Source organism: Aquibium sp. ELW1220, from assembly GCF_030398385.1.
Lineage (GTDB): Bacteria > Pseudomonadota > Alphaproteobacteria > Rhizobiales > Rhizobiaceae > Aquibium.
The window spans coordinates 45,186-71,413 of the sequence record NZ_JAOAOQ010000018.1; the positions used below are offsets into that span (position 1 = coordinate 45,186).

Sequence of the window (26,228 nt, forward strand, 5' to 3'; positions counted from 1 at the left end):
CTACTTTCGGATGCGTACGCATCGCCGAGGCGAAGGAAACCATGCGAGGTTCCACGGCACCGTTCCTCGCGGGTCACAATGATGGCGCGGAAGACAAATTGCCCGATGGCGATCCGCCGGCTATCGGTGCGATGACATTAATGAATCTTGAACGATCTTGCTCCAACCATCCCTCCAGATTGCGGCTGGGGGGCCACGATGCGGACCATGGTCATTGACGACAGCAGATCCAGTCTGTCCGCTGTCGTGGATCAGCTTTCGCGCCTCGAGGGGTGCGAGCCGGAGGGCTGTCTTTGTCCCGAGGAAGCGCTCGGGCGGTGCATGCTCGAGCAGTTCGATCTGGTGATGGTCGACTACGTCATGCCGAAGATGAACGGACTGGAGGTGCTGGCCGCTCTGCGTGCGCTGGATCGGTACGCCACGGTTCCGATCGTCGTCATCACCTCGATGAACGACCGCGAACTCAAGCGTCAGGCCATCGAGCTGGGCGCCACCGATTTCCTGACCAAGCCGTTCGACTGGAGCGAGCTGCTGGCCCGCGCTCGCAATCTGCTCGACCTGCGGCAGGCGCAGGTGGAACTGGCGAACCGGGCCGCGCGGCTGGCTCTCGAAGTGGAGGCGGCCGTGCGGGACCTGTCCGAACGCGAGGAGGAGGTCATCTGGCGGCTGGCGCGCGCGGTGGAGTACCGTGACGGCACGACCGGCGACCATGTTTCCCGCGTCGCGACGATTTCGCGGCTGATCGCGGAGGGTCTGGGCTTCGACGACGTGCGGTCGCGGATGATCTACCTCGCCACCCCGCTTCACGACATCGGCAAGATCGGCATCAGCGACTCGATCCTGAACAAGCCTGGGCGGCTCACGACCGAGGAGTTCGAGCAGATGCGAACGCACGTGACCATCGGCGCGAGCATTCTCGACGGCGGTTCGTCCGAACTCGTCAGGATCGCCGGGCTGATCGCGCGCACCCATCACGAGAGGTGGGACGGGACCGGCTATCCCGCACGCCTGGCCGGCGACGCAATCCCGATCGAAGGTCGTATCGTCGCCGTCGCGGACGTCTTCGATGCGCTCTGCTCCGAAAGACCCTACAAGCCGAGCTGGAGCATCGAACGGGCGCGCGCCGAAATCCGGTCCCAGAGCGGCCGCCACTTCGACCCGGCCTGCGTGGCCGCCTTCGAGGCGCAATGGCCCCTGATCGACCACTTCCTGCACGCGGGCGAGGTGGCTTCGACCGTCTAGGAGTTCTCTCCGCCGGCAGCTGGACGGGCGTCTGCAGGGCGACTTTCCGTCGCTTCACTGCTTTTCTTTTTTGTTTGAATACAACTATGAATTGAATTAGAATATTTGAAGACTACTTAACTTGCCAAGTAAATTTCTGATTTGATTCAATATTCTTTAATTCCGCGGAGCTAACCATTCGACTCAGGTTTTGGCAGTGCATCTCCTTCGGGCGCCATCCCGCCGGGATCGATCTGCCGAGGATCGTGAGAATGGGGCGACGAAAATGAGTTCAGTCTTGTCGATGGAGCGTGCGGGGAAGCCGGGCGGGGGTGCATTCGTCATCGCCAGGAGCGGCCCGCTCGATCTGCGCAACGCGAGCGAACTGCGCGACGAGATACGGGGCGCCCTGGAGGGCAGCGGATCGGTGACGGTCGACGCGAGCGAGGTCACCGCCGTGGACACCGGCATCGTGCAGGTGCTGCTTGCGGCCCGACGCAGCGCAGACCAGGCCGGGCGCCGGTTCACCATCATCGCAGGGGCCGGCAGCGCCCTGCCCGATACCGTCTCGCGCCTCGGCATCGCACCGCTCCACACCTGATCCAGACAGACATTTCTCCGCGACAAAAGGTCATTGCCATGAGCAAGACAATCCTGGCCATCGACGACTCTCCCTCCGTTCGCCAGATGGTTTCCCTTACCCTTTCCTCGGCCGGCTACACCGTCGTCGAGGCGTGCGACGGGGCCGACGGCTACAACAAGGCGATCGGCAACCGCATCGACGCGGTCCTGACCGACCTCAACATGCCGGGCATGAACGGGCTCGACTTCATCCGGAAGTACCGGTCGCATCCGTCCAGCGCCGGCGTGCCGATCGTCTTCCTGACGACGGAATCGGACGAGGGCCTCAAGCGCCAGGCGCGCGAGGCCGGCGCGACGGGCTGGATCGTCAAACCCTTCAAGCAGGACCAGCTGTTGGCGGTGGTCCGGAAAGTGGCAGGCGCATGAGCATCGGTATCGATCCCGCCGAGACGTTTCGGCAAGAGGCGCGCGAACTGCTCGATGCCCTCGAACAGTCGCTGCTCGATCTCGAGCAGACGCCCGATTCCCATGACCTCGTCGACGCCTCGTTCAGGGCGCTGCACACGCTCAAGGGTTCCGGTTCGATGTTCGGCTTCGACGAGGTGGCCGATTTCGTGCACGAGTTCGAGACCGCCTTCGACAAGGTCCGCAAGGGCCGGTCGGCGATCAGCACCGGACTGGTGACCGTGGCGCTTGCCGCACGCGACCACATCCAGAAGCTGATCGAGCAACCCGGCCAGCATGCGCCGGCGGGTCGGCCGATCCTCGAGGCGCTGCGCAAGATCGTTGACACGGACGGAGCGCCTGCTCCGGAGCCGGCAGTCGCCGCCGTGGCGGATGCGTCCGCGACCGCCGGGAAGACGTGGCGCATCGTGTTCCGGCTGCCCGACGACGCGCTTGCCTTCGGCACCAACCCGCTGCTGCTGCTCGACGAGCTGCGCGAGCTCGGACCATGCCGCGTCACCGCTCTGACCGACCGGATCCCGATGCTGGAGACGATGGAGCCGACGCTGGCCTATCTCGGCTGGGAGGTGATCCTGGAGACGGACGGCGGCCTCGAGAAGATCGAGGACGTCTTCATGTTCATCCGCGACGGCATGGAACTTTCGATCGAACCGGGGGCCGGAACGGTCGCCGGTGGCGCCGACGTGGCCAGGACGCCGGACGCGGTGTCCGAACCCGTCGCGACGACGAAGGAGAGTTCGTCAGCCGCGCCGGCCGTGCGGGGCGCCAAGGTCAAGGCCAAGGACGCCACCGCCGCTGCCTCGTCTGCCGACCGCGGCGGCTCGTCGATGCGCGTCGCGGCCGAGCGCCTCGACGAGCTGATGGACCGGGTGGGCGAACTCGTCATCGCCCAGTCGCGGCTGACCCAGATCGCGAGCGCCAGCAACGATCTCAATCTCAAGAACGTCGCCGAGGAACTCGAACGCCTCGCTTCGGGCCTGCGCGATACGACGATGGGCATCCGCATGGTGCCGATCGGCTCGCTGTTCGGCCGGTTCCGCCGCCTGGTGCACGACCTGTCGCACGACCTGGGCAAGGAGATCGAGTTCGTCACGACTGGCGAGGAGACCGAACTCGACAAGACGATGATCGAGCGTCTGGCCGATCCGCTGGTCCACCTGATCCGCAACTCGATCGACCATGGCATCGAAAGCCCCGACAAGCGGCTCGCCGCCGGCAAGGGCGAGCGCGGCCGCGTCAAGCTGTCGGCAACGCATTCGGGCGCCGAGGTGGCGATCTCCATCAGTGACGACGGCAAGGGCCTCGACGCGCAGCGCATCCGCGCCAAGGCCGAGGAGGCGGGGCTGATCGCGCCGGACGCCAAGATCGCGGACGCCGAACTCTACCAGATGATCTTCCATCCCGGCTTCTCGACGGCGGGCGAGATCACCTCCGTCTCCGGGCGCGGCGTCGGCATGGACGTCGTCAAGCGCACCATCGAAGGCCTGCGCGGCTCGATCGATCTGTCGACGCGGCATGGCGAAGGCACCACGGCGACGCTTCGCCTGCCGCTGACGCTCGCCATCATCGAGGGCATGCTGGTGCGGGTGGGCAATGGCCGCTACTCGATACCGCTGTCGGCGGTCGAGGAATGCGTCGAGCTGCCGCCGGCCGCCGATCTCGGCGACCAGGGCCGCAACTTCCTCAACATCCGCGGCAGCCTCGTGCCGTTCCTGCGGCTGCGGGAACTGTTCAAGACGACGACCCCGCCCGATCCCTACCAGAAGGTCGTCATCGTCGCGGCGGGCGATGCCCGCGTCGGCCTCGTCGTCGACCAGATCATCGGCAACAGCCAGACGGTCATCAAGTCTCTCTCGAAACTGCATGCCGACGTGGAGACCTTCTCGGGCGCCACGATCCTCGGCGACGGCACGGTCGCGCTGATCCTCGACGTGATGAACCTCGTCAGTTTCGGCCAGAAGCTGGAGGGTAGGCTCAGAAGCGAACACCTCAGGAGGGCGGCATGAGTATCGAGAAGGCAAAGGTCGGTGAGACCGGCAGGATGAACGTCCTCACGATCGGTCTCCAGCACGAGACCTTCGCGCTGCCCGCCGAGAGCGTGCGCGAGATCCTCGACGTGGTGCCCATCACCGAGGTTCCGAACGCGCGCGCCTTCGTGGGCGGGCTCATCAACGTGCGGGGCCGCGTGGTGCCGCTGGCCGATCTCAGGGTGATGTTCGGCATGGACCGGCCGCCGCCCGACAAGGACACGCGCATCGTCGTGATCGAGATCGATCTCGACGGCGAACCGACGATCGCCGGAATTCTGGCCGACCGGGTCAGGGACGTGACGGACATCGAGGCGGCGTCGATCGAGGAATCGCCCAAGGTGGGCATGAGATGGCCTGCGGAATACGTCCGCGGGATCGGGAAGAAGGGCGACGAGTTCATCATCGTCCCGGACATGGCGCGGATATTCGGCGCGGCAGAAAATTAGGCTTGGCCGCTCCAGACAACACGGGGGATACCAACATGACACTCTCACTCAAGGCGAAGTTCGCCCTTTCTTTCGGACTGCTACTTCTTCTGACAGCCGCGTTGGGCGGCGTTTCGATTATGAAGATGAGTACGATCAACGACGCTTCGACTGTCATTGCCGAAAACTGGCTGCCGAGCGTCGACGCTGTACATACCGTCAATACCGATACGTCGGATTTCAGAATTCTCGAGTATCGACATGTGGCTACGATTGACCCGGCAGGAATGGCACAGGTCGAAGCGGATCTGGACGTTCAACTCAAGAAACTGGTGGAGAATCGGGCGAAGTACGAGGCGCTGATCTCTTCGCCCAAAGAACGGGCTTTGTATGATCGCTTCTCCGAAAAATTCGAAGAATACATGAAGAACCATGAGCGCATGATCTCTAGTTCTCGTCAGAATCAGAACGAAGTCGCAGCCAACATGCTGCGCCAGAGCAGCGCGCTCTACAGTGATTTCTCGAATGATCTGGTTGCGCTGGTGAACCTCAATCGGGACAGCGGCAAGTCCGCCAGCGACGATGCGACGGTGGACTACAACAACGCGCGCACGATTGTCCTCAGCATGATCGCTGTTTCGATACTGCTTGGCGTGGGTGTCGCAGTGATCGTAAGCCGTGGTATTCTCAAGCAACTCGGTGGTGAGCCGGATTATACGGTGTCGGTCATCAAGGAAATATCAGCAGGCAATCTCGGCGTAGAAGTCATGACGAGTAAGGGTGACAACACCAGCCTTCTGGCTGCCGCCCGTGACATGGTCGCCAAGCTAAAGGAGGTCGTCTCCGAGGTCACCACGGCGACCCGCAACGTCGCGTCGGGCAGCCAGGAGATGTCGGCCTCGTCCGAGCAGCTGAGCCAGGGCGCCACAGAACAGGCCTCCTCGACCGAGGAAGCCTCGTCCTCGATGGAAGAGATGGCTGCCAACATCAAGCAGAGCGCCGACAACGCCATGCAGACGGAGAAGATCGCCCGGCAGTCCGCGCTCGACGCACAGGCTTCCGGCGAGGCCGTCGGCAAGGCCGTCGACGCCATGCAGACGATAGCGCAGAAGATCCTGATCGTGCAGGAGATCGCCCGCCAGACCGACCTGCTCGCCCTCAACGCCGCGGTGGAAGCGGCGCGGGCCGGCGAGCACGGCCGCGGCTTCGCCGTGGTGGCCTCGGAGGTGCGCAAGCTCGCCGAACGCAGCCAGGCAGCGGCCCAGGAGATCTCCGGCCTCTCGGGCGACACGGTCAAGGCGGCCCAGGAGGCCGGCGAGATGCTGACCAGGCTCGTGCCGGACATCCAGAAGACCGCCGAGCTGGTCTCGGAGATCTCCAACGCCAGCCGCGAGCAGAATGCGGGTGCCGCCCAGGTCAATGCCGCGATCCAGCAGCTCGACAAGGTGACCCAGCAGAACACGTCGGCGGCCGAGGAACTGTCCTCGACGTCGGAGGAACTGGCGAGCCAGGCCGAGCAGCTGGAGCAGGTGATCTCCTACTTCCGCCTCGACCAGTCGTCCCCGGCCGGCCATGCGGCCAAGCCGGTGGCCGTGCGGGCGAGCCTCAAGGGACGCAAGATGGGCGTTGCCGAGATGCACACGGCGCTGCGCTCGGCCGCGCCCAAGCTTGGCGGGACGAAGGCCAAGACCAAGGGCAATGGCGGCGGCTTCGCGCTCGATCTCGAGGGAGACGAGGACGAACTCGACCGTCAGTTCATGCGCAACAGCGCGGCCTGATTGGAGCAAGGTGCGGTCCCCGGAACTCGTCCGGGGACCGCACCGATGCGAGGGGAAACCAATGTCCATCACATCGCAATACGTAACGCTCGGCGTCGCAGAGGACCTGTTCGCCGTTCCCGTGGAACAGGTGCAGGAAATCCTCGAGCCGCAGTCGATCGCGCGCATGCCGCACGCGCCGGCCGATTTTCTCGGCATCATCGACGTGCGGGGCGAAGGCGTCCCGGTCATCGACCTCAGGACACGCCTCGGCCTGCCGGTTGCGCGCGACACCGAAAACACGCGCATCATCGTGCTCGAGGTTCACCTCCGCGGGACCATGCGCAAGCTCGGGCTGAAGGCGGACCGTGTCTTCGAGGTGACGAGCCTCGACGGCGAACTGGAATCGCCGCCGGAGATCGGCGCCCGCTGGCGAGCGGAGACGGTGCGCGGGGTGGGGAGGCGCAGCGGCGCCTTCGTGACGGTGTTCGATCTCGACCGGCTGTTGTCCATGGACGACATCGCCGTCGACCGGCAGGCACCTGCCGAACTGGTCGCCTGAAAGCCGACCTGGTCGCCTGAGGGATACCGGCAGCCGGCCATGGCCGGTCGCCGCCACGCAACAGCATGATTGGTGTCCTGGCGACACCGGAGACGTGACAATGGCTCCTGCTTCCGCCGCCCGTCGCAAGTCGAACCCGATCGTCCTGCCGGCCTCCGACAGCCTGTCGGACGAGGAGTTCACCCGCATCGCGGATCTCGTCGGCGGTCATACGGGCATTCGGCTGCCGGCCGGCAAGCGCACCATGGTCGAAGGGCGGATCCGCAAGCGCATGCGTGCGGTCGGGCAGTCCAGCTTCTCAGGCTATTGCCACTACGTCTTCGAGGATGGCGGGCTGGCGAGCGAAGTCACCCACATGATCGACGCGGTCACCACCAACAAGACCGATTTCTTTCGCGAGCCCGAGCATTTCGAGGTCCTGCGCCGACAGATCGTTCCGGACTGTCTGTCGAGGTCAAAGGGGGCAGCGAAGACCGGGATCAAGGTATGGAGCGCGGCAGCATCCAACGGTGCCGAAGCCTACACGATCGCCATGGTCCTGGCCGAGACGGCGGGCAGCGGGCGGAAGTTCGACTATTCGATCCTGGGCACCGACATCTCGACGGATATCCTGGCCCAGGCAAGGCGCGCGGTCTACCCGGGCGACTTCGTCTCGCCGGTTCCCGCCGAGATGCAGCAGCGCTACCTGATGCGCTCGCGGGATCCGTCCGCGAGCGAGGTCCGGATCGTCCCGGAACTGCGCCGGCGCGTCGGCTTCATGCATCTCAACCTGATGGACGAGAAGTACCCCGTCGATACGGACGTCGATGCCATATTCCTGCGCAACGTCCTGATCTATTTCGACAAGCCGACACAGGCGGCGGTCGTGGGCCGGCTGCTGCGGCACCTGCGGCCGGGCGGCTATCTCCTGCTCGGCCATTCCGAGAGCATGATCGGCACGTCGCTGCGGCTGAAGCAGCTGGCTCCCTCCGTGTTCAAGCTGGTGTGAGGATAAAATGACCGAACGCCCACCACGATCCGGACGAAAGACGAGGGTCCTCATCGTCGACGACTCCGCCTCGGTTCGACAGACCCTCTCCGACATCATCTCGAGCGATCCCGCCCTCGAGGTGATGGCGACGGCGGCCGATCCCTATGCCGCCGCCGAGCGGATCCGGCAGGAAGTGCCGGACGTCATCTTCCTCGACATCGAGATGCCGAAGATGGACGGGCTGACCTTCCTGCGCAAGATCATGGCGCAGCGGCCCATCCCGGTTGTGATCTGCTCGAGCCTGACGGAGAGCGGATCCGACGCGCTGCTCCAGGCGCTCGAAGGGGGGGCGGTCGACGTCGTCACCAAGCCGCGCGTCGGCTCGATCGAATTCCTCCAGATGTCGCGCATGCAGATCTGCGACGTGGCGAAGGCCGCTGCCCAGGCGCGACCGCGCGGGCCGCGCCCGAAGCCGATCGTCGTGGAACGGAAGCTGACGGCGGATGCGATGCTGCCTCCCGTCAGGGCCAATCCGGCGCGGGCAATGCCCGAGATCGGCACGAAGATCATCTGCATCGGCGCTTCCACCGGCGGGACCGAGGCGCTGCGCGACGTGCTCGAAGCGCTGCCGGCCAACGCGCCGCCGATCGTCATCGTCCAGCACATGCCCGAGAAGTTCACGGCGGCCTTCGCGCGGCGTCTGGACAGCCTGTGCGCGATCTCCGTGAAGGAGGCCGAGGACGGTGACGACGTCCTGGCCGGTCGCGCCCTCATCGCTCCCGGCAACCTGCACATGATGCTCCAGCGGATCGGCGCGCGGTTCCGGGTGTCGATCGCAGATGGTCCCGCCGTCTGCCGGCATCGGCCTTCCGTCGACGTCCTTTTCCGCTCCGCCGCCCAGGCCGCCGGCGCGAATGCCGTCGGTGTGATCATGACGGGAATGGGCGACGACGGAGCGCAGGGGCTTCTCGAGATGAAGACCGCCGGAGCCTTCACCCTCGCGCAGGACGCGGACAGCTGCGTCGTGTTCGGGATGCCTAAGGAGGCGATCGAGCGGGGTGCGGCGTCCAAGGTCGTCCCGCTCGCCAGGATCGCGGGCGAGATCATGACGGCCGCCCATGCTTCAACGTTGGCAAAATCACGATGAATGCACTGACGACACACAGCATCGACGAGGCGGCGACGGGCAGGGGCCACGCGGCCGCGGCGGAAGCGCTCGCCTTCTCGCGCAGGTCGATCGAGAAATCCTTCCTCGACATGGGGCAGCGACTGCTCGACAGTTCGCGCCTCCTGCGCGAGATCACGTCGGCGCACGAAGGCATGCCCGGCGAGCTGCAGGGCGAGCATTTCACCGCTGCCGTTGCCCTTTTGACGAGGCTGCAGGAGGAAGCCGGCAAGATCGCGAATCTCCAGGATGCCAACGGCCACCGCGTCGTGGCGCTGATGGCGATGGCGCGGGACCTGGAAGATCCCATCGACAGCCTCAGCAAGGCGATCCGCAACCTCGGCCTGATCGCGATCAATGCGCGCATCATCGCGGCGGGAATGTCGCAGATGACCGGCGACTTCGATTCCTTCGCCCTGGAAATGGTGGAGCTCGGCAGGAATGCCGCTTCCATCGTCACGGAATTCTCCAAGGCCCACCGCCGGCTGATCGACGCGCTGACGCATGCAGGCAGTGCGAACGCCGCGTTCCGCCTGAAGCACGAGGGGACGCTGCCGGCCATCTCGATCCGCCTCGGCGAGCAACTCGCCCTGATCGACGGTCACAAGACCCATGCTCTCGCCGACGTCGCCCAGTCGAGCCGCATGGCCGGCGTGATCTCGCGGCGGATCGGCGAGGCCGTGTCGGCGATGCAGATCGGCGACATCACCCGGCAGCGGCTGGAGCATGTCGAGGATGCGCTGGCCGACCTCGACGCGCACGATCCTTCGCCCGCCACGGAGTCTCTCGCACTGCGGGTCCAGGCCTTGCAACTGGCCGAGACGCGCGAGGACTTCTCGCGCGAGGTGGCGGCGATCACCAAGGCCCTGCTCAGTCTGTCCAGCGATGCCCAACGCGTGCTGGACGACAGCTGTGCCCAGTCCGACGCGCTGCTGTCCAATGGCGGCACTGCGCTGGCCGGGCTGGTCTCCGATCTCGGTTCCGTCACCGAGGTGCTCGGAGACTACGAGACGATGCGAACCCGCATCGAGGCGCTTCGGCGCGAAGTCGGCAGCTGCGTCGGCGACATGCAGGACCGGATGGACGACATCGGCGATCTCGAGCAATCGATGCGGCTCCTGTCGATCAACACCTCGGTGCGTTGCTCGCGCTTCGGCGAGGAAGGACGTGCGCTGAGGGTCGTCGCCCAGGAGATGCGCGAACTGGCGGCATACACCGTCGAGGCCGCCACCACGATCACCGGCGGACTGAAGCGCTCGAAGACGGAACTCGGAAGCGATGCCGATCCTGAGGCGGGCGCCACGACCGAGGCCCTGTCGGCCGATGCGTCGCGGGCGATCGAACTGCTCGAAGGAGTGGTCGAACGGATGCGCGCGCGGGCGGCGACGATCGCCCAGGTCGGCCCGCGCACCTCCAGGCTGCTGCGGGATGCCGCAGTGGCGTCCGAAACCTATGGCCGGCACGCACAGGACTGGCAGGGCCTCGCCTCCCACATGGACCAGGCCTGCGAACGGATCGGGGAGGGCGGGGGCGATGTGGACGCCGGACTGCTGGACCGGATGCGGCAGCGCTACACCATGGTCGCAGAGCGCCGCATCCACGACGAACTCTGCGGCGAGGAAGTTGCGGAGATCGACCAGCCGGAACGCCGGCCGAATGCGGGAGCCTCCGCCTCGGACGTGTTCTTCTGATCGGAAACGTCGCGACCGGGCGTCGGTAGCGGCCTGATCCGGGCCAGCCTAGCGGGGAGCCTCGCGCTCCCGCGTCCGGCATTCAGCAGCGGCTATGTCAGCCGAAGCTCTTCTCGATCCGGTCGAGCGTGCGCATGGCGTCGAGCACCTGCCTTGCCGAGCCGTTCGGCTCACGGCCTTCCCGGATCGCGGCGATGAATTCGCGGTCGATCAGCTCGATGCCGTTGCTGGACACGGCCACGCCCGACAGGTCGATCGGGTTGTCGCGGCCGTCGTAGAGGTCGTCGTAGCGGGCGATGTAGGTGCCGTTGTCGCAGATGTAGCGGAAGAAGGTGCCGATCGGCCCGTCATTGTTGAAGGAGAGCGACAGGGTGCAGATGGCGCCGGACGGCGTCTTCATGCCGATCGACATGTCCATGGCGATACCGAGTTCGGGGTGGTGCGGGCCTTCAAGACCGAAGGCCCGCGAGGCAACCTCGCCGGTCTGGTACTGGAACAGGTCGACCGTGTGGCAGGCATGGTGCCACAGGAGATGATCGGTCCAGCTGCGCGGCTCGCCCTTGGCGTTCATGTTGGAGCGGCGGAAGAAATAGGTCTGTACGTCCATCTGCTGGATCTTCAGCTCGCCCGCCTTGATGCGGTTGTGGATCCACTGGTGGCTCGGGTTGAAGCGGCGCACCTGCCCGGCCATGCAGAGCACGCCGGTTTCCTCCTGCGCCTTCACGATCGCCTCGCTGTCGGCGAGCGAATCGGCCATCGGGATCTCGACCAGGACCGGCTTGCCGGCGCGCATGCAGGCGATGGCCTGCTCGGCGTGGAGCTGGGTCGGCGTCGAGAGGATGACGGCATCGACGTCGTCGCGCGCCAGGCACTCCGCCAAGTCGGTCGCGGCATGGCCGATGCCGCGGGCCGCCGCGAGCGAGTCGATCTTCGCCCGTGTCGGCCCCATGACCGAGGTGACCTGAACCCCCTCGATCGCGGCCAGCGCGTCGAGATGCTTGATTCCGAAAGCGCCATAGGCGCCGGCGACACAAATCCTCATGGTTCCTCCCGAAGCGGCTGCTGCCCGTTCTGCCGTCCACTGCCGGCTCGCGCCGGCTTGCGGCAGCGGGCGCGGCACGGATCACGGTCTAGCACCGGCGCGGCCGATCGGCGTATCCGTATTGTTGCTCTGGCATTGGAAAAAGCTATGAGCAGGACTGCGGAAGGACCGGGCCGGAGGCTCAGTCGGCGCTATACGCGCGCATATAGTGAATGAAGCGACGCTGCGTTTCGGTCGGCCGCCAGCCGGTGCGCCAGGTGAGGCCATAGGCCCGCGTGTTGTCCAGGAGCGCAATCGGCAGGGCGACAAGGCCGGTTGGTTCCGTGCCGCCCCGCCGGCGCGAGACGATGGAGATGTAGTTGCCGGTGGCGAGAACCTCCTGCATCAGCGCCGGCGCCGAATAGACCAGGCGCACCGGGGTCGTCCGGCGCTCGTGGATCCGCAGCGTCTCGAAAAGATAGGTGCCGGGCGGCGTGTCGCGCGGCGGCGCGATCCAGGGGAAGGCCAGCGTCTCCTCCAGATCCACGTCAGCACGCCCGGCCAGCGGATGGCGCGGGTGCACGACGATGGCCAGTTCGTCCTCGAAGAGAAACTCCTCAGTCACGTCGTCGGCGGGGGCCGGTCGCCGCAAGGCGCCGATCAGGCAGTCGAGTTCGCCCTCGCGCAGGCTTTTCAAAAGATGCGCATAGCGGCCGTCGGTGACGCGAATCTGCACACCGCGGGTGGCCGAGATCAGCGCGTCGGCGGCGCGCGCCACCAGCGACGTCCGCGCCAGAGGCAGCATGCCGAGGTTGAATGTGCCGCGGTCGTCGCCGCGCATTGCACCGATCTCCTCGGTCGCCTGCCGGATCTCCGCCTGGGCGAGCTTGACGCCGAGCGCGAAGAACTGTGCGGCTGGCGTCAGTTCCACGCCCGAGGCGGTCGCCCGGAAGAATGCGGTGCCGGCAAGCGCCTCGAGCGTTCTCGCCGTGCGGTGCACGGTGGGCTGCGACACGCCGAGCGCCTGGGCCGCCATGGTGAAGCTGCCGCTGCCCGCGATCGCGACGAGAGCCTTGAGTTGCGCAGCGGTGACATGCCTGTCGAAGCTCTGCCGCACTTTGCGCGGCGCGGAGACGTCGGCCCGCGTGGCGGCCTGGGCGCCGACGCGCAAGTGCTCGAGGGCCGGGCCGATGCGGGCGGCAAGCAGCCTGCCTGCGGCGGTGGGCTCGGTGCCGCGGGAGGTCCGCCGCAGCAGCGGCGTGGCGAAGGCGTCCTCCAGCCGCGCGATCGCCTGCGTGGCGGCGGGCTGGGACAATTGGCAGCGTTCGGCGGCCGCCGTGACGGAACCGGTCTCGACGGCCTCGTGCAGGACCCGCAGGTGGCGGATGTTCGGAAGATCGGTTCGCAATGCGGCCTCCCTCTTGAGGTATAGAAAAATCTTATCACCCGGACGGCATTCGAAATAGGCAAGAAGTTAACAGCAGCGCATTCTCGTCCCGTTCGGCTCAGGCGAGGCCCAGGGGGTGGTCCGCCGATGGCCGACACGACCGTGGAGGAGCGGTATGCGCATGACGATCCAGACCATGGATCAGGGCTGGCTGGTCTTCGATCCGAAACCGAGCAAGCCGCTGTTCAGGTTGCCGCCCGGTGCCGTCGACGCGCATTGCCACGTCTTCGGGCCGGCGGCGGGGTTCCCCTATGCACCGGAGCGGAAGTACACGCCTTGCGACGCCGGCAAGGACGAACTCTTCAAGCTGCGCGACTTTCTCGGCTTCGAGCGCAACGTCATCGTGCAGGCGACCTGCCACGGCCGCGACAACCGGGCGCTGGTGGATGCCTGCCGCGCCGCCGGAGAGCGGGCACGGGGCATCGCGACTGTCGGTCCGGACATCTCCCGCGACGAACTCGCAGCGCTCGATGCGGCCGGCATCCGCGGCGTGCGGTTCAACTTCGTCAAGCGCCTCGTCGACGCGACGCCGAAGGCGGTCTTTCTCGGCATCTCGGAGAAGATCCGCGAATTCGACTGGCATGTCGTGGTCTATTTCGAGGCCGCCGACCTCGCGGAACTGCGCCCCTTCCTCCGGGACCTGCCGACGATCGTCGTCGTGGACCACATGGGCCGGCCCGATGTCGCAAAAGGTGCCGATCATCCCGATTTCCAGGCCTTCCTCGACCTGATGGCCGAGACCCCGACCATCTGGTCGAAGGTGACCTGCCCGGAGCGCCTGTCAGTGCAGGGGCCGCCCTATGACGACGTCGTGCCCTTCTGCGCGGCGGTCATGGAGCGGTTTCCCGACCGCGTGCTCTGGGGCACCGACTGGCCGCATCCCAACATGACCACGCACATGCCCGACGACGGAGCGCTCGTCGACTTCATCCCGCGCTTTGCGACGACCCCCGAGCAGCAGCGCAAGCTGCTCGTCGACAACCCGATGCGCCTCTACTGGGCGCGATAAAGGGGGAGACCATGGCTGCCGAGCCTTTCGACCAGCATGCCGACATTCCCGGCACGACGATCTTCGACGGCAAGCAGGCGATGAAGGGATATGCACTGAACAAGATGTGCTATTCCTTCAACAGTGCCGAGAACCGCGCCGAATATCTGCGCGATCCGGAGGCCTATTTCGTCAAGTACGGTCTCGCCGACGACCAGAAGCAGGCCTGCCGCGACAAGAACGTGCTGGCGATGATCGCCGCCGGCGGCAACATCTACTACCTCGCCAAGTTCGCCGGCATCTACAAGCTCTCCGTCCAGGACGTCGGCGCGCAGCAGACCGGCATGACCACCGAACAATTCAAGGAAAAGCTCAAGAGGGCAGGAGACTGACCATGGCCACGATCATCGGTGGGCTGACCAGCTCGCACATCCCCGCCGTCGGCAACGCGATCCACAACAAGCTGTTCGACGACCCCTATTGGAAGCCGTTCTTCGACGGCTATCCGCCGATCCGCGAATGGCTGGACCACCACAAGCCCGACGTCGCGATCAACATCTACAACGATCACGGCCTCGGCTTCTTCCTCGACCGCATGCCGACTTTCGCCATCGGCGCGGCGGCCGAATATCGAAACGAGGACGAGGGCTGGGGCATTCCGAAGCTCGACCCGTTCCCGGGCGATCCGGAACTGTCCTGGCACATCATCGAGAGCATGGTCGCCGACGAGTTCGACATCACCTCGTGCCAGGAACTTGCGGTCGACCACGGCTTCACGGTGCCGATGCAGCTGTTCTGGCCGGGCGCGCCGAACAACCCGGCCATGCCGCGCACGGTGCCGATCAGCGCCAACACCGTGCAGCATCCGATCCCGACGCTGAAGCGCGCGCTCGACTTCGGCAAGGCGCTGCGCAAGGCGCTGCTTAGCTTCCCGAAGGACGTGAAGATCGTCGTGATGGGCACCGGCGGGCTGTCGCACCAGCTCGACGGCCAGCGGGCCGGTTTCATCAACAAGAGCTTCGACCAGATGTGCATGGAGAAGATCGTCACCGCTCCGGAAGAGCTGACGCACATCTCGCGCATGGAACTGGTCGAGAAGGCCGGCGCCCAGGGCACCGAGTTCCTGATGTGGATGATGATGCGCGGCGCGCTCGGCGACAAGGTCGTGCCGCTGGAGAAGAACTATCACATTCCGATCTCCAACACCGGCGCCGGCACCATGCTCCTGGAGTGCGCGGCCTGAGAACCCGCCCGCCGGGCGCGATGAAGCGCGTCCGCGGGCTTTCACCCAAACAACGTCCGTCCCGCGGGAGGAACCGCCATGAAGACCCAGATCTGCATCATCGGAGGTGGCCCGTCTGGGCTCATGCTCTCCCAGCTTCTGCACCTCAAGGGCATCGACACGATCGTGCTCGAGCGCCAGAGCCGCGAATACGTGCTCGGCCGCATCCGCGCCGGCGTGCTGGAACACGGCTTCGCTGAACTGATGCGCGAGGCGCAGTGCGGCGAGCGGATGGACCGCGAGGGCGAGATTCACGAAGGCTTCTTCATTGCCCATGACGGCAAGCTCGACCGGATCGACCTGCACGAGCATTCGGGCGGGTCGTCGGTCATGGTCTATGGCCAGACCGAGCTGACGCGCGATCTCTACGAGGCGCGCGACCGGATGGGCGGCAAGGTCATCCACAATGTCGAGGACGTGAAGATCAACGACGTCACGTCGGCCGCGCCCTTCGTGACTTATCGCGACGGGGACGAGGTCGTGCGGATCGACTGCGACTATGTCATCGGCGCCGACGGCTTCCATGGCGTCAGCCGCAAGACGATCCCCGCCGATGTCCTGCGGGAACACGAGCGGCTCTATCCGATCGGCTGGCTGGGCGTCCTGTCGCGGACCAAGCCCGTGTCGCCCGAGCTGATCTACGCCCGGCACGAACGCGGCTTCGCGCTGTGTTCGCTGCGCAGCCAGGTCCTGAGCCGCTACTACATCCAGGTGCCCTTGACCGACACCGTCGAGGACTGGTCCGACGAGGCGTTCTGGGCGGAGCTGAAGAAGCGCCTCCCCGAAGAGGTCGCCGCGCGGCTGGAAACAGGCCCCTCGATCGAGAAGTCGATCGCGCCGCTGCGCAGCTTCGTGGCCGAGCCGATGCGCTACGGCAACCTGTTCCTGGCCGGCGACGCCGCCCACATCGTGCCGCCCACCGGCGCGCGGGGGCTGAACAGCGCCGCCTCGGATATCTACTATCTCTACCATGCGCTGGTCGACCACTATCAGAAGGGCGACGACGCCGGCCTGGAAGGCTACTCGGCGAAGGCGCTCGCGCGCGTCTGGAAGGCGCAGCGCTTCAGCTGGTGGATGACCATGATGCTGCACACGTTTCCCGACGGCATCTCCTACGACCGGAAACTGCAGGAAACCGAGCTGCAGTACCTCTTCTCGTCCGAGAAGGCGCTCGGCTCGCTGGCCGAGAACTATGTGGGGTTGCCGTTCTGACGGGCCTGCGACGGGCCCGAGGCCTCGACCGCGCCTGCCTGTGACGGAGCCGTCTCGGGCAGGTGCGCGGCAAGCGGCAGCTGGTCCGGCTCCAGGCTGCCGCGCGTGGCCGCGAAGATGTCCCAGACGGCGATGAACATGGCGGCGACCATCGGGCCGACGACGAAGCCGTTCAGCCCGAAGACGGAGATGCCGCCGAGCGTCGAGATCAGCACGACGTAGTCGGGGATGCTCGTCGACTTGCCGATCAGGAACGGCCGCAGGAGATTGTCGACGAGACCGATCACCAGCATCCCGAACAGGATCAGCACCAGGCCTTCCCAGACAGATCCGGACAAGAGCAGATAGACCGCGACCGGGAACCAGACGATGGCGGACCCGACCGCTGGCAGCAGCGACAGGAATGCCATCATCACCGCCCAGAGTACGGGCGCGTGGATGCCGAGTATCCAGAAGATCAGGCCTCCCAGCGCGCCCTGTACCGCGGCCACGAGGAGAGAGCCCCGGATGATCGCCTGGGCGACGATCGTGAAACGCTCGAGGAGGGCATCCCGCTGGCGCGCGCGGAGCGGGATCGCCGTCTTGATCCTGCAGGTCAGGCCGGCGCCGTCGCGCAGCAGGAAGAACAGCAGGTAGAGCATGACGCCCAGGCTGACGATGAACTCGAAGGTGCTCTGCCCGACGAGGAGGGCGCGCGCGACGAGCGCCTGCAGGAAGCGGGACAACCCGTCGCGGACGGCCGCCAGGTTGGTCAGGTCGAAGGTGTTGAACAGATCCGTCAGCCAGGCCGGGGCGCCCTCGACCACCTTTCGCACGAACTGCTCGAGGTCGAGCTGGCCGGACTGGATGTTGGCGTAGAGCCCTGCTGCCTCGACGGCGAGCGAGGATGCGACGACCATCAGCGGCAGGATGACGAGCAGGACGGTGAGGACGACGGTGGTGACGGCCGCCAGCCCTTGTCGGCCGCGCAGGATCAGCGTCAGTCGCCGATGGACCGGCAGGAACAGGATAGCCGCGATGACGCCCCACAGCACGGCGCCGTAGTAGGGCGAGACGACCAGTCCGAAGGCGAGCGACGTGGCGAGCAGAAGCCACAGGAACGCCTGGTCCTCGATCGTCCGCATCGCCGCCACCTCACTCGCCGGTCCGGCCGCGACCTTACGCCAGTGGCGCGTTCGCGACAGGAGAAAATCCTGCGGGGCGCGCAGGATCTTTTGCAGGCCTCCGGCCAACCCGGCCGGCGGGCTGCGGCGGCCCGCCGTCAGCGCTCGTCGGTGCGCATGCGCCTTTCCAGCCAGCGCACGCCGGCCGAGACGATCAGGATCAGCACGAGGTATTCGAGCACCAGGAAGGTGTAGATCTCCAGCGGCCGGTACTCGGTGACGACGAGTTCGTTGGCCTTGCGGGTGAGTTCCTGCATGCCGATGACCGAGACCAGGGAGGACATCTTCAGCATGTAGACGATCTGGTTGCCGATCGCAGGCAGGATTCGCCGGATCGCCTGCGGCAGGATCACGTAGCGCATCGTGTCCCGGTAGTTGAGCGAGATGGAATAGGCCGCCTCGTACTGGCCGCGCGCGATGGACTGGATGCCGGCGCGGAAGATCTCTGCCTGGAAGGCGCTGTCGGAGAGCGCCAGCGCGATGACGCCGGCCCAGAACACGCCGATGGTCAGGCCAGTGATCTGCGGCAGGCCGTAATAGACCCAGAGCACCAGCACCAGGATCGGCACCGCCCGGACGAGTTCGACATAGACGCGGCTCGCCCAGCGCAGGGCGCGGTTGTTCGAGAGGCCGGGCAGGGCGACCAGCAGGCCCGCCACGATCGAGATCGAGATCGCGGTGGCCGACAGCAAGATCGTGTACTGGAGGCCGCTCAGGAGAAAGCGGACATTGTTGTAGCCGTTGGGCGTGGTCGGGTTGACGACGTACCAGCCCCAGCTGCCGGAACAGCCTGTGAGCGCCAGTGCGACGGCGAACAGGATGAGAGCCTTGCGCATGGTCGGGGCCCTCAATGGTTCAGGATCTTCTGCAGGAAGTCACGGCAGCGCTGGCTCTCCGGCGCCGAGAAGAAGCGCTCGGGCGGCGCGGTCTCGACGATCTCGCCGTGGTCCATGAACATGATGCGGTCGGCGACGCGCCGCGCAAAGCCCATTTCGTGCGTGACGCAGAGCATGGTCATGCCCGTGCCGGCGAGTTCGGCCATCACGTCGAGCACCTCGTTGATCATCTCGGGGTCGAGCGCCGAGGTGGGCTCGTCGAACAGCATGATGCCGGGCTCCATGCAAAGCGAGCGGGCGATCGCCACGCGCTGCTGCTGGCCGCCCGACAGCTGGCGCGGATACTTGTCGGCCTGTTCGGGAATGCGCACGCGGGCGAGATAGCGCCGCGCGATCTCCTCGGCCGCGGCGCGGTTCATGCCGCGGGCGCGCATCGGCCCGAGCATCAGGTTTTCGAGCACCGTCAGATGCGGGAACAGGTTGAACTGCTGGAACACCATGCCGGCCTTGCCGCGCACCGCGCGCCGGCTCGCCTCGTCGGTTCCGAGCGCAAGGCCGGCGACCCGGATGCGCCCCCGGTCGTAGGTTTCCAGGCCGTTGATGCAGCGGATCAGGGTGGATTTTCCGGAGCCGGACGGGCCGCAGATGACGACGCGCTCGCCGGGAGCGATCGCCAGGGAGATGCCCTTCAATACCTGGAAGTCGCCGAACGACTTGAAGACACTGTCGAAAAGGATGATGGGCTCGTCGTCTTTCACCGCAGCTTCGATCCTTTTCCTGCCGATACGCGTGGGGCGGCGATCCGTCCTGCCACAGATTTAGGCATAAGTTTCGCTTGCATAGCAACTGATTTCGGACAAGGATCAAGCGTCCCACGGTCACGGCCGATCGAAGGTTGGAGGTTCCCAATGAGCATGCTGAAATCGCTTGTCCTGACCGCGGCGCTGGCGCTGTCGTCCGTCCCCGCACTGGCGCAGTCGGCGCTGAACGACATCCTGAACGGCGGCGTGCTGAAGGTCGGCACCACCGGCGACTGGAATCCGATGACCATGAAGGACGTCGCCACAAACGGTTATACCGGCTACGACATCGACGTGATGAACCAGCTCGCGACCGATCTCGGCGTCACCGTCGAGTTCGTGCCGACCGACTGGAAGACGCTCGTCTCCGGCGTATCGGCGGGCACCTACCACATCACCGGATCGGCCTCGATGTCGCCGGCGCGCGCCAAGGCGGCGGGCTATTCGATGAGCTACTTTTCGCTCGCCACCGTGCCGCTGATCAACAAGAAGGACGCCGACCGCTTCAAGGACTGGGCCGATCTCGACAAGGCCGACGTGACCGTGGCGGCGACGCTCGGCACCACTCAGGAAAAGCAGGTCAAGGAGTTCTTCCCCAACGCCCAGTACAAGATCGTCGAAGCCCCCGCGCGCGATTTCCAGGAAGTGCTGGCCGGCCGCGCCCAGGCGCACATCACCTCCAACGTCGAGGCCTACAAGCTCGTCGCCCAGTATCCCGAGCTGATGATCGTGCCGGTCTCGGCGCCGCGCGCCCGCACGCCGGTCGCCATGCTGATGAAGCAGGACGACCAGGTGTGGATCAACTACATCAACACCTGGATCACGCTGAAGAAGGAAGCCGGCTTCTTCGACCAGCTGGCAACGAAATGGCAGTTGCAGAACTAACCAGGGGTGCCGCGGAGCGCCCAAGGCGCTCCGCCTCTCGTCCATGCTGACGATTTACGCCATCCCACCCAGCCTCTACTGCGCCAAGCTGCGCATCCTGCTGCGGCACAAGAACCTCGAATGGCGCGAACTGCCGCCGCCCGGCGGCTACGGCTCGGCTGCCTACAGGCAGGTCGTGCCGTCCGGCAACCTGCCGGCCATGCTCGACGGCGATCTGCTGCTCGCGGACGGCGAGGCGATCGCGGAATATCTCGAGGAGCGGTATCCGGCGCCGCCGATGCTTCCGCGCAACCCGGCGGACCGGGCGAAGATGCGCGAGCGCGGGCGTTTCCACGACACGCGGCTGGAGCCCGCCCTGCGGGCGCTGTTGGGTTCCATTGCGCCCGACAGGCGCGATGCCGCTCTCAACGAACGCCAGTCTGCCATCCTGTCGGAAAAACTCGGACAGTTGAGCCGCATGCTGGAGACCGGACCGGAGCTCGCCTTCGGTCTCGGCGATTGCGGCTTCCCGATCACCTTCGCCTGGATCGATGCGCTGACGCCGCCGCTGGCGCTTTCGGTCGCGTGGCCTGCGGCGGTCCTCGCCTTTCGCGCGCGCATCGAGGCCGAGCCGGCTGTGGCGGCGGAGCTCGGGGCGTACAGGCCGGTCCTGCAGGGCTGGGTCGCGAAGACCGCGGGTTCGCCGGCATGAGGCTCGACCTGATGACCTGGCCGGAGGTCGACGCCCATCTGGCGGCGTCGGGCGGCATCGTCCTGCCGGTCGGTTCCACCGAACAGCACGGGCCGATGGGGCTGATCGGCACGGACGCGCTCTGCGCCACGACGATCGCCGAACGGGCGGCGGAGCGCTGCGGCGCCCTCGTGGCACCGACGCTGGCGCTGACCCCCGCGCCTTTCAACACGGCATTTCCCGGCACGATCTCGATTTCCGTCCCGCTGTTTGCAGCGCTGGCCGGAGAAGTGATCGACGGGCTTGCCGCGCAGGGCTTTCCCCATGTCTATCTGCTCAACGGCCACGGCGCCAATCTGGCGCCGCTGCGCGAGGTCATCGCGGCGCGGCCCGGCCTGCGCATCCGGCTGAAGAGCTGGTGGGACTTCGAGCCGGTCAACGTGCTTCGGCGCGCCTGGTATGGCGACTGGGAGGGCATGCACGCGACGCCCTCGGAGGTGGCGATCACCATGGCGGCGCACCGGCAGCCGCCCGTCCCTGCGGAGGCGTTGACGCCGCCGCGCGCCCTTTCGGCCGACTATGTCCGCGCTCATGCAGGCGACCGGCACGGGCCACCCGACGAGCATCGTCGCGATTTCCCGGACGGCCGCGTCGGCTCGCATTCGGCGCTCGCGACGCCCGAGCAGGGCGCAGCGCTGATCGAGGCTGCGGCGAATGCGGTCGCGGACGACTATCGAAGCTTCGCGGGCTCCTGACCCGCTTCCGCCGACAGCCGCCCGCTGGCCGAGAGGCCGATCGCCTGCGCGGGATCCGCGAAGGCCGCGGCGACCTCCGGATAGGCAGCGAGAATGTCGCTGCCGCCGTCGACGCGTTCGGGATGCAGCCGTCCGTTGTCCCAGACCGCCACCCCGTCGACGCGTACCGTGGGGTCGACGACGTTCCAGCAGATCTCGCCCGGCGCATAGTCGCCGCAGGTGTGAAAATGCAGCAGGCGCGGGTTGCCGAAGGCCGCGCCGCTCCAGCGCTCGAGGCTGTCGCCGGCGAGGCCGGCAAAGGCACAGCCCGGATGAATGCCGGCATGCCAGGAATGAACGAAGTCGCGCTCGATGCCGAACCGCTCGGCCACGAAGGCGTAGTGCCGCCGCGCCGTCTCGACATCGGCGGCATCGCCTTCAAAGCCGATGATCCGGTTGCCCTCGAAGCTGATGAACAGGACGTCGCGCAGCGCGGCGCCGTAGGGCTGGTAGTATTTCGAACCGGTGCCGACGAGGAAGCCCGCCTGCGCCACGCGGCCGCGATAGCCCGCAGCCGGCGCGGGCGTGAAGACGGACATCGGAAAGCGTGCGACCGTGACATCGCCGGCCGCAGCCGGGAATGCCACGCCCGGGCCGGAGAAGTCGGTGCCGAGCGGGCAGGTCACGCGGATGGTCGAGGCGCGGGCCAGTGCCGCGTCGACGCAGGCCTTCAGTTCGACGAAGGCGCGATAGGGCGCGCGGCCGAAGGCCGAGCCCAGCATGGCGCGGTCGAGCGCGTAGCAGACGATCGGCCTGACCGTGGCCAGTTCGGCATTGAAGCGCAACTGGTCGCCCATGCGGGCGAGAAACAGCGTCCGGTCCGCCGCCAGCATCGCCTGCCGAAGCTCGGCGGGCGGGGCGTTGACGTCCGGATCAAAGGGAATTTCCCGGGTCTCTGCGCGAATGCCCATTGCCGCTGCCGCCTCGAGCACCGCCTCCGCCATTCCCGGTCCGTAGTAGCCGAGCGACGGGTCCTCGTGCAGCACCAGCAGCGTTTCGCCGGCCCGCATCCCCGCGCACTGGGCCAGCAGGTTTCGTGCGCCCGCTAGCACGGAAGGGTTCGTCTCGCATTCCGGCGTCACGGGCAGCCTCCTCCGGGCATCAGGCACCGCTCCCGGCGGGAAAGCCGTCGCCCGCCGAATTGACTTCGAACAGGCGCTTCATTAGCAGCACTTATATGAAGGCGAATCTTCCTTTCGCAGCGCTGCGAACCTTCGAATCGGTCGTGCGGCTGCAGGGCTTCGGTCGCGCGGCGGAGGAACTCGGCGTCACGCAGAGCGCCGTGAGCCAGCACGTGCGGACGCTGGAAGACTGGCTCGGCCGCCGGCTGGTGATCCGCGGCGGCGGGCGCGCCACGGCCAACGACGACGGGCTGAAGCTCGCAGCCGCGGTGGCGGAGGGTTTCGGGCAGGTCGCGCAGGCCTGCAATGCGCTGCGCGTGCAGCCCGGCGAAAGCCTGACCATCGGCATTTCCTGCCTGCCGGGCTTCGCCTTCATCTGGCTCATCCCGCGCCTGATCGAGTTCGACCAGCGCTGGCCCGATTTTCCAGTTTCGATTCTCACGTCGGGGTCGCTCGCCAATTTTGCCGACGACGAGGTCGACATCGCGATCCGCTACGGGCTTGGCAGCTATCCGGGCCTTCACGTCGAGCCGCTGCTGACGGAGCGCGTCTTTCCGGTCTGCGCGCCGAAGCTTCTCGAAAAGGGGCCGCCGATCCGGGCGGTCGAGGACCTGGCGCACCACACGCTGCTCTACGACGAGATCGCCGACATCGGCGGCCGTCCGCCGACATGGCAGTACTGGGTCGAAGAGACCGGCCGGGTGCTTCCCAAGCCGCAGCGGGCCCGCCGCTTCGGCCAGTCCAACATGGTGGTGCAGGCGGCGATCAACGGCTATGGCGTGGCGCTCGGGCGCGAGCCGCTGGTGATCGACGCGCTGACCGACGGACGGCTGGTGAGGCCTTTTCCCGAACTCGTGCCGTCGCAGTTCTCCTACTGGTTCGTCTGTCCGGCAGGAGCCCTGCGGACCGAACGGATCCAGGTGTTTCGCGACTGGCTGCATCAGGAGGTCGCGCGTCAGCCGGCCATCACCGACGCCTCGCTCGCCGCATCCTGAGCCGCTTCGGCGGCGATGCGGCGCTCGACCTTGCGGCGGAAGCGCAGCGCGCCCGCGTCGAGCCCGAGATTGATGCTGGGCGTGCGCGGGTTCTTCATGCCGCTGTGGACGGATTCCAGAACGTCCTTGTCCTCGTTGAACGCCATGGTGGCGCCAGCGAACATGCGCTCCGACATGACGGTGTCGTCAGCCCGCTGGTTGCGGTGCTGGAACCAGAAATAGAGCGAATTATCCTCGTCCACCGGTGTGATGAAATTGTAGGAGACGTTGACGAAGGACCCTTCGGGGATGTCGTTGCCCGACGCGCCGGACCCGCCGGGAGCATAGACCGACATGTTGAGAGCGATCGCAGGAAGCCGCATCTCGTAGTGCTGCTTGCGGTCGCAATTGTCGGCGAAGGCGAGGAATGGCGCATAATAGGGCGGCGCCGGCTTGTCGTGTATCCAACGGTAGACGATCACGCCATCGTCGTCCTCCGTCATTTCCAACGGCAGCGTGTCCGATCCCGCGCCGGCAAAGGAGGTGACGTGCACCCAGGCGACATGCGAGGGGTCGAGCAGATTGTCGGTGACCCAGAGATAGTTGCAGGCGATGGAGAGCGCGCCTCGCGCGGTGCGGCCCCAGGACGGGTCGTCGAAGTGCGGGATGTCGACGAGGGCCGAATCGGCGGCCAGCGCCGGGTCGCCGGGCCAGATCCAGACGAAGCCGTAGCGCTCGATCACCGGCCAGGAGGCGACGCGCGCCCGTTTCGGGATCATGTGCTCCTGCGTCGGCGCCGCCACGCACCGTCCCGACCCGTCGAAGGTCAGGCCGTGATAGCCGCAGACGACCGTGTCGCCCTTCAGCGCGCCTTTCGACAAAGGGAGCTTGCGGTGGGGACAGGCATCTTCCAGCGCCGCCACCGTGCCGTCGAGCCTTCGGAAGAACACCATCGCCTCGCCGAGCAGTGTCATCGGCTTCAGATCGCGACCGAAATCCTCGCTGCGGCCGGCGACATACCACGTGTTGCGGATGAAGGCTGAAGACTGCATCGGATTCTCCGGTTGCGCGACTTGCCGCCGACATTAGCATGGGCTTTAGTGAAACTGAAGTACGGCTTTCGGATCGGAGTACGGCGGAATGGACCTCTCGCGCTGCATCGACATGCACGCCCATTTCTACGGCGGAGGCCTTGCCGAGATGCTGGCCGGCCGCACCACGCGCCCGTGCCTGCGCGAGACGATCGACGGCCCGGTGATGCTTGCCATGAACGGCGAGTTTCCGTTCACCCGGTCGCATCACGATTCAGCGCTTGGGCTCGCCGAGATGGTGGGGCAGGGGGTGACGCAGCGCATGCTGACCTTTCCCGGTGCGCTGTGTGCCGACGTGCTGCCGCTTGCCGAATCGCTTCCCGCCATTCGCGGGTTCAACGACCACATGGCTGCGCTGCGGGCGCAGACGGGCGGCCGCCTCACAGCGCTCGCCGGCCTGCCGCTGGCCGACATGGATGAGGCCGCGCGCGAACTCGTCCGGGTGCGCCGCGAGTTGCGCCTGCCGGGCGCGATCCTTCCGTCGAACTACTTCAACACCATCGCGGAGGCGCGTGCGCTCGAGCCGGTGCTGAAGGGGGCGAACGAGACCGGGGCGCTGCTGATGCTGCATCCGGGGCTGATGGTGGGCGAGGCGCCGCCGGTGCTCGCGGCCGACCATCCGCAGTACCGCACCTCGGCGGTGGCACTGCAGGCGCAGGCCTCGCAGGTCGTGCTGACATTGATCCTGTCGGACCTCCTCGACACCTTCCCCGAGATCGCCTTCCAGGCGATCAATCTCGGCGGTACGCTCCCCTTCATAGTCGAACGAATGGAAAGCATCGGCCGGCATCGCAACGGCGACCGCCCGTTCCCGACCGCAAGGCTGAAGCGGATCTGGTACGACGCGGCCTCGCTCGGGCCGCGCGCGCTGGAGGTGGCGGTCAAGCTCTACGGCGCCGACCGCATCATGGCCGGATCGGACTACCCGATCTTCCACGACAGCCCGCTGGATGCGATCCGGGCGGCGGCGATCTCCGATGGCGCAAAGGAACAGATTGCCTGGCGCACAGCGCAGGCGCTGCTCGAGCGCCAGGACGCCTTCGTCTGAGGCGTTGGTCGACAGCAGCGCTTCGCAG

At 66.4% G+C, this 26,228-nt stretch carries 26 protein-coding genes; 19 read left to right on the forward strand and 7 right to left on the reverse strand.

Annotation, left to right across the window (positions count from 1 at the left end; genetic code table 11):
* Positions 1-207: 207 nt before the first annotated feature.
* The 10 genes from N1F91_RS16990 to N1F91_RS17035 all read left to right on the forward strand — a co-directional run bounded on the left by N1F91_RS16990 (position 208) and on the right by N1F91_RS17035 (position 10,868).
* A complete protein-coding gene (locus N1F91_RS16990; protein WP_354670550.1) occupies positions 208-1,242 on the forward strand; it encodes an HD domain-containing phosphohydrolase in 1,035 nt (344 codons plus the stop codon).
* A gap of 265 nt (positions 1,243-1,507) precedes the next feature.
* On the forward strand, positions 1,508-1,822 hold the full coding sequence (locus tag N1F91_RS16995) for an STAS domain-containing protein (protein ID WP_289994092.1): 315 nt from the start codon (positions 1,508-1,510) through the stop codon (positions 1,820-1,822).
* 38 nt (positions 1,823-1,860) lie between these two features.
* Positions 1,861-2,229, forward strand: coding sequence for a response regulator (locus tag N1F91_RS17000; RefSeq protein WP_289994093.1), 369 nt, complete (start codon positions 1,861-1,863; stop codon positions 2,227-2,229).
* Positions 2,226-4,274 carry a chemotaxis protein CheA gene (locus tag N1F91_RS17005; RefSeq protein WP_289994095.1) on the forward strand — a complete coding sequence of 683 codons (2,049 nt, stop codon included), beginning with the start codon at positions 2,226-2,228 and terminating at the stop codon, positions 4,272-4,274. Before N1F91_RS17000 ends, N1F91_RS17005 begins: the two co-directional genes overlap by 4 nt.
* On the forward strand, positions 4,271-4,744 hold the full coding sequence (locus tag N1F91_RS17010; protein ID WP_289994097.1) for a chemotaxis protein CheW: 474 nt from the start codon (positions 4,271-4,273) through the stop codon (positions 4,742-4,744). The genes N1F91_RS17005 and N1F91_RS17010 overlap by 4 nt, the downstream gene beginning before the upstream one ends.
* Before the next feature lie 35 nt (positions 4,745-4,779).
* Positions 4,780-6,501, forward strand: a complete 1,722-nt coding sequence (locus tag N1F91_RS17015; RefSeq protein WP_289994098.1) for a methyl-accepting chemotaxis protein — start codon at positions 4,780-4,782, stop codon at positions 6,499-6,501.
* Positions 6,502-6,562: 61 nt separating this feature from the next.
* Positions 6,563-7,042, forward strand: a complete 480-nt coding sequence (locus N1F91_RS17020; protein WP_289994100.1) for a chemotaxis protein CheW — start codon at positions 6,563-6,565, stop codon at positions 7,040-7,042.
* Positions 7,043-7,142: 100 nt separating this feature from the next.
* Positions 7,143-8,030 carry a protein-glutamate O-methyltransferase gene (locus N1F91_RS17025; protein WP_289994102.1) on the forward strand — a complete coding sequence of 296 codons (888 nt, stop codon included), beginning with the start codon at positions 7,143-7,145 and terminating at the stop codon, positions 8,028-8,030.
* 7 nt (positions 8,031-8,037) lie between these two features.
* The gene (locus N1F91_RS17030) at positions 8,038-9,159 is read left to right on the forward strand and encodes a chemotaxis response regulator protein-glutamate methylesterase (protein ID WP_289994105.1); all 1,122 of its coding nucleotides are present in this window, start codon (positions 8,038-8,040) and stop codon (positions 9,157-9,159) included.
* Positions 9,156-10,868: a hypothetical protein gene (locus tag N1F91_RS17035; protein WP_289994107.1), complete on the forward strand. Its 1,713-nt coding sequence runs from the start codon at positions 9,156-9,158 to the stop codon at positions 10,866-10,868. Before N1F91_RS17030 ends, N1F91_RS17035 begins: the two co-directional genes overlap by 4 nt.
* A gap of 97 nt (positions 10,869-10,965) precedes the next feature.
* Here N1F91_RS17035 and N1F91_RS17040 read toward each other — a convergent pair whose 3' ends face one another.
* Positions 10,966-11,910 (reverse strand): Gfo/Idh/MocA family oxidoreductase, encoded by a 945-nt coding sequence (locus N1F91_RS17040; protein ID WP_289994109.1) that lies wholly within the window; start codon positions 11,908-11,910, stop codon positions 10,966-10,968.
* Between the two features lie 181 nt (positions 11,911-12,091).
* Complete coding sequence (locus tag N1F91_RS17045) at positions 12,092-13,297, reverse strand: LysR family transcriptional regulator (protein WP_289994111.1); 1,206 nt, start codon at positions 13,295-13,297, stop codon at positions 12,092-12,094.
* 160 nt (positions 13,298-13,457) lie between these two features.
* Between N1F91_RS17045 and N1F91_RS17050 the strand changes: the two genes are divergently transcribed.
* From N1F91_RS17050 to pobA, 4 genes are all read left to right on the forward strand, one after another.
* Positions 13,458-14,345, forward strand: a complete 888-nt coding sequence (locus N1F91_RS17050; RefSeq protein WP_289994112.1) for an amidohydrolase family protein — start codon at positions 13,458-13,460, stop codon at positions 14,343-14,345.
* A gap of 11 nt (positions 14,346-14,356) precedes the next feature.
* Entirely contained in the window at positions 14,357-14,716 is a 360-nt protein-coding gene (locus N1F91_RS17055) for a protocatechuate 4,5-dioxygenase subunit alpha (RefSeq protein WP_289994113.1), read from the forward strand.
* A 2-nt stretch (positions 14,717-14,718) separates the two neighbouring features.
* On the forward strand, positions 14,719-15,567 hold the full coding sequence (locus tag N1F91_RS17060) for a class III extradiol dioxygenase family protein (protein ID WP_289994114.1): 849 nt from the start codon (positions 14,719-14,721) through the stop codon (positions 15,565-15,567).
* Positions 15,568-15,645: 78 nt separating this feature from the next.
* Positions 15,646-16,818 carry a 4-hydroxybenzoate 3-monooxygenase gene (gene pobA, locus N1F91_RS17065; protein WP_289994115.1) on the forward strand — a complete coding sequence of 391 codons (1,173 nt, stop codon included), beginning with the start codon at positions 15,646-15,648 and terminating at the stop codon, positions 16,816-16,818.
* Here the strand turns inward: pobA and N1F91_RS17070 are convergent.
* The 3 genes from N1F91_RS17070 to N1F91_RS17080 form a co-directional block, all read right to left on the reverse strand.
* A complete protein-coding gene (locus tag N1F91_RS17070) occupies positions 16,797-17,942 on the reverse strand; it encodes an AI-2E family transporter (RefSeq protein ID WP_289994117.1) in 1,146 nt (381 codons plus the stop codon). The two genes, pobA and N1F91_RS17070, sit on opposite strands and share 22 nt — an antisense overlap.
* Positions 17,943-18,079: 137 nt before the next feature.
* Positions 18,080-18,817: an amino acid ABC transporter permease gene (locus N1F91_RS17075; protein WP_289994120.1), complete on the reverse strand. Its 738-nt coding sequence runs from the start codon at positions 18,815-18,817 to the stop codon at positions 18,080-18,082.
* Between the two features lie 11 nt (positions 18,818-18,828).
* Positions 18,829-19,557, reverse strand: coding sequence for an amino acid ABC transporter ATP-binding protein (locus N1F91_RS17080; RefSeq protein WP_289994188.1), 729 nt, complete (start codon positions 19,555-19,557; stop codon positions 18,829-18,831).
* 168 nt (positions 19,558-19,725) lie between these two features.
* Here N1F91_RS17080 and N1F91_RS17085 point away from each other — a divergent pair, with 168 nt between their 5' ends.
* From N1F91_RS17085 to N1F91_RS17095, 3 genes are read left to right on the forward strand one after another with little or no spacing between them, the layout of a single operon-like run.
* A complete protein-coding gene (locus tag N1F91_RS17085; protein ID WP_289994121.1) occupies positions 19,726-20,502 on the forward strand; it encodes a transporter substrate-binding domain-containing protein in 777 nt (258 codons plus the stop codon).
* 43 nt (positions 20,503-20,545) lie between these two features.
* Entirely contained in the window at positions 20,546-21,193 is a 648-nt protein-coding gene (locus tag N1F91_RS17090; RefSeq protein WP_289994122.1) for a glutathione S-transferase family protein, read from the forward strand.
* On the forward strand, positions 21,190-21,927 hold the full coding sequence (locus N1F91_RS17095; RefSeq protein ID WP_289994124.1) for a creatininase family protein: 738 nt from the start codon (positions 21,190-21,192) through the stop codon (positions 21,925-21,927). The genes N1F91_RS17090 and N1F91_RS17095 overlap by 4 nt, the downstream gene beginning before the upstream one ends.
* Here the strand turns inward: N1F91_RS17095 and N1F91_RS17100 are convergent.
* Positions 21,903-23,048, reverse strand: a complete 1,146-nt coding sequence (locus tag N1F91_RS17100; RefSeq protein ID WP_289994125.1) for a hypothetical protein — start codon at positions 23,046-23,048, stop codon at positions 21,903-21,905. The genes N1F91_RS17095 and N1F91_RS17100 overlap by 25 nt on opposite strands.
* A gap of 95 nt (positions 23,049-23,143) precedes the next feature.
* Here N1F91_RS17100 and N1F91_RS17105 point away from each other — a divergent pair, with 95 nt between their 5' ends.
* Positions 23,144-24,082, forward strand: coding sequence for a LysR substrate-binding domain-containing protein (locus N1F91_RS17105; protein ID WP_289994126.1), 939 nt, complete (start codon positions 23,144-23,146; stop codon positions 24,080-24,082).
* On the opposite strand, the gene N1F91_RS17110 is transcribed toward N1F91_RS17105, so the two are convergent.
* Positions 24,043-25,113 carry an aromatic ring-hydroxylating dioxygenase subunit alpha gene (locus N1F91_RS17110; protein WP_289994128.1) on the reverse strand — a complete coding sequence of 357 codons (1,071 nt, stop codon included), beginning with the start codon at positions 25,111-25,113 and terminating at the stop codon, positions 24,043-24,045. The two genes, N1F91_RS17105 and N1F91_RS17110, sit on opposite strands and share 40 nt — an antisense overlap.
* Positions 25,114-25,201: 88 nt before the next feature.
* Here N1F91_RS17110 and N1F91_RS17115 point away from each other — a divergent pair, with 88 nt between their 5' ends.
* On the forward strand, positions 25,202-26,200 hold the full coding sequence (locus N1F91_RS17115) for an amidohydrolase family protein (protein WP_289994129.1): 999 nt from the start codon (positions 25,202-25,204) through the stop codon (positions 26,198-26,200).
* Positions 26,201-26,228: the final 28 nt, after the last annotated feature.

Excerpts from the sequence above, each read along its gene's own strand:
- N1F91_RS16990 (WP_354670550.1), top strand. The coding sequence starts at position 208 with ATGGTCATTGACGACAGCAGATCCAGTCTGTCCGCTGTCGTGGATCAG.
- N1F91_RS17115 (WP_289994129.1), top strand. The coding sequence starts at position 25,202 with ATGGACCTCTCGCGCTGCATCGACATGCACGCCCATTTCTACGGCGGA.
- N1F91_RS17060 (WP_289994114.1), top strand. The coding sequence starts at position 14,719 with ATGGCCACGATCATCGGTGGGCTGACCAGCTCGCACATCCCCGCCGTC.
- N1F91_RS17090 (WP_289994122.1), top strand. The coding sequence starts at position 20,546 with ATGCTGACGATTTACGCCATCCCACCCAGCCTCTACTGCGCCAAGCTG.
- N1F91_RS17020 (WP_289994100.1), top strand. The coding sequence starts at position 6,563 with ATGTCCATCACATCGCAATACGTAACGCTCGGCGTCGCAGAGGACCTG.
- pobA (WP_289994115.1), top strand. The coding sequence starts at position 15,646 with ATGAAGACCCAGATCTGCATCATCGGAGGTGGCCCGTCTGGGCTCATG.
- N1F91_RS17025 (WP_289994102.1), top strand. The coding sequence starts at position 7,143 with ATGGCTCCTGCTTCCGCCGCCCGTCGCAAGTCGAACCCGATCGTCCTG.
- N1F91_RS17005 (WP_289994095.1), top strand. The coding sequence starts at position 2,226 with ATGAGCATCGGTATCGATCCCGCCGAGACGTTTCGGCAAGAGGCGCGC.
- N1F91_RS17000 (WP_289994093.1), top strand. The coding sequence starts at position 1,861 with ATGAGCAAGACAATCCTGGCCATCGACGACTCTCCCTCCGTTCGCCAG.
- N1F91_RS17070 (WP_289994117.1), bottom strand. The coding sequence starts at position 17,942 with ATGCGGACGATCGAGGACCAGGCGTTCCTGTGGCTTCTGCTCGCCACG.
- N1F91_RS17095 (WP_289994124.1), top strand. The coding sequence starts at position 21,190 with ATGAGGCTCGACCTGATGACCTGGCCGGAGGTCGACGCCCATCTGGCG.
- N1F91_RS17110 (WP_289994128.1), bottom strand. The coding sequence starts at position 25,113 with ATGCAGTCTTCAGCCTTCATCCGCAACACGTGGTATGTCGCCGGCCGC.
- N1F91_RS17035 (WP_289994107.1), top strand. The coding sequence starts at position 9,156 with ATGAATGCACTGACGACACACAGCATCGACGAGGCGGCGACGGGCAGG.
- N1F91_RS17030 (WP_289994105.1), top strand. The coding sequence starts at position 8,038 with ATGACCGAACGCCCACCACGATCCGGACGAAAGACGAGGGTCCTCATC.
- N1F91_RS17015 (WP_289994098.1), top strand. The coding sequence starts at position 4,780 with ATGACACTCTCACTCAAGGCGAAGTTCGCCCTTTCTTTCGGACTGCTA.
- N1F91_RS17055 (WP_289994113.1), top strand. The coding sequence starts at position 14,357 with ATGGCTGCCGAGCCTTTCGACCAGCATGCCGACATTCCCGGCACGACG.
- N1F91_RS17010 (WP_289994097.1), top strand. The coding sequence starts at position 4,271 with ATGAGTATCGAGAAGGCAAAGGTCGGTGAGACCGGCAGGATGAACGTC.
- N1F91_RS17075 (WP_289994120.1), bottom strand. The coding sequence starts at position 18,817 with ATGCGCAAGGCTCTCATCCTGTTCGCCGTCGCACTGGCGCTCACAGGC.
- N1F91_RS17040 (WP_289994109.1), bottom strand. The coding sequence starts at position 11,910 with ATGAGGATTTGTGTCGCCGGCGCCTATGGCGCTTTCGGAATCAAGCAT.
- N1F91_RS17105 (WP_289994126.1), top strand. The coding sequence starts at position 23,144 with ATGAAGGCGAATCTTCCTTTCGCAGCGCTGCGAACCTTCGAATCGGTC.
- N1F91_RS17085 (WP_289994121.1), top strand. The coding sequence starts at position 19,726 with ATGAGCATGCTGAAATCGCTTGTCCTGACCGCGGCGCTGGCGCTGTCG.
- N1F91_RS17050 (WP_289994112.1), top strand. The coding sequence starts at position 13,458 with ATGACGATCCAGACCATGGATCAGGGCTGGCTGGTCTTCGATCCGAAA.
- N1F91_RS16995 (WP_289994092.1), top strand. The coding sequence starts at position 1,508 with ATGAGTTCAGTCTTGTCGATGGAGCGTGCGGGGAAGCCGGGCGGGGGT.